Annotated in this window: 2 protein-coding genes and 1 pseudogene; all 3 read left to right on the forward strand. The window is 73.6% G+C overall.

Translation table 11 applies throughout. From position 1 onward, the window contains the following. Positions 1–197: 197 nt before the first annotated feature. The gene (locus B8460_RS15475) at positions 198–719 is read left to right on the forward strand and encodes a hypothetical protein (protein WP_048862510.1); all 522 of its coding nucleotides are present in this window, start codon (positions 198–200) and stop codon (positions 717–719) included. Positions 720–778: 59 nt separating this feature from the next. Continuing rightward, positions 779–1,210, forward strand: a complete 432-nt coding sequence (locus B8460_RS15480) for a hypothetical protein (RefSeq protein WP_199445667.1) — start codon at positions 779–781, stop codon at positions 1,208–1,210. 65 nt (positions 1,211–1,275) lie between these two features. Beyond that, positions 1,276–1,529: pseudogene (locus B8460_RS15485) on the forward strand (glycosyltransferase family 1 protein); the annotation flags it as partial.

The raw sequence follows: 1,529 nt of genomic DNA on the forward strand, positions 1-1,529 counted from the left end.
CCGTGGATCGGCGGCCTCGCGCTGCGAACCGGGGACGGCACGGCGGCGTTGCGGGACTGTCTGACGGACGCGGGCGTGCCGTTTGCCGCGACGCCGGAGGGTGTGCTTGTCCTGCCTGAGCACACGGGCGGTCCCGTGCTGCTTTTCACCGGCTGACCCCGGCCCGCCATCGCCGGGACCAGACGACGAGGTCGCCCATGCGTCCCTGTATCGCCCTGCGGCTGGTGGTGCCGCTCGCGCTCGTGTTGTCGCTGGACGGTTGCGGGGCGCTGCTGTCCGCCACCACCGACACGGGCGCGGGCGTCGCGAGCGCGGGCATCGCCAACTCCTTCACCCGCAGCGCCGCCGCCGCGACGGCGATCGGCCTCGGCGTCGCGGCCGGCGCCGATGCCGGGCTGCAATACGCCGAGCGCAAGGTCCACAGCTATGAGCAGGACCGGATCGCCGCCGTCGCCGGCACATTGACGCCGGGTGCAGTCGCTACCTGGAGCGTCACCCACACGGTGCCGATCGAGAGCGACGAACATGGCGAGGTCGCGGTCGTCCGCGACGTCGGCAGCGACCTGTTCGCCTGTCGCGAGATCGTGTTCTCGGTCGACACGACCGACGACGGGAAGCCGCACCGCGAAGTCTTCACCGCGACCGTCTGCCGCGACGGCACCACCTGGAAATGGGCATCGGCCGAACCCGCGACGGCGCGCTGGGGCTCGCTGCAGTGAGGCGTGGCGGCTGCGCGGTGGCGGTCGGGTGCTGCCTGCTGCTCGGCGGCTGCAATTCGATGTCGGCTCTGATCGGCATCGGCGCGGGCGCGGTCGCGGGCGGCGCGTCGGCCAATCCGGCGGTCGGCTTCGCGGTGGGCGTGGGCGTCGCTGCCGTGTCCGACTACAGCATCCGCTACTACGGCCGCACCCGGCAGGGGGCGGAGCAGGACGCCATCGCCGCGGCGGCGGGCGATCTCCCGCCCGGCGGCAGCGCCACATGGCAGATCCGGCACACCATCCCGTACGGCGACGAGGCCGGCACCCTGAAAGTCGTGCGCGACATCCCGAACCCCCTGGCGTCCTGCAAGGAGGTGGTGTTTTCCGTGGTGGACGGCGAAGGCAAGGACCGCACGCGGGCCTGGTACGACGCCGATATCTGCCGGCAGGGGACGCAGTGGAAATGGGCGAGCGCGGAGCCGGCGGTGGCGCGGTGGGGCTTCCTGCAATAGCGCCCGTCGCCGTCTGCCTGCCCCCGCGCGAGGGCTACGGTCCCGGCCGCGCCGGGGCGATCGGCATGATCGTGGCACGCCTCGCCGATGCCGGCACGCTGGTGGTCGGCGGCCCGCAGGCCGGCCCCCTGTTCGACGCGGGGAGCTATCTGGCGGCGCGGCCGGGCCTGTTCGGCCTGAGCGCGAATGCCCGCCACGCCGCGGGGGTTGCGCGGCTGCTGCGCGCGCGGCGGCCGCGTCTGATCGAGGTCTATAACCGCCCGCTGATCGCGCTCGCCATCGCCCGCCGCCTGCCCGGCACGCCGGTCGTGCTGTGTCT

The organism is Acidisphaera rubrifaciens HS-AP3 (assembly GCF_000964365.1).
Taxonomy (GTDB): Bacteria; Pseudomonadota; Alphaproteobacteria; order Acetobacterales; family Acetobacteraceae; genus Acidisphaera; species Acidisphaera rubrifaciens.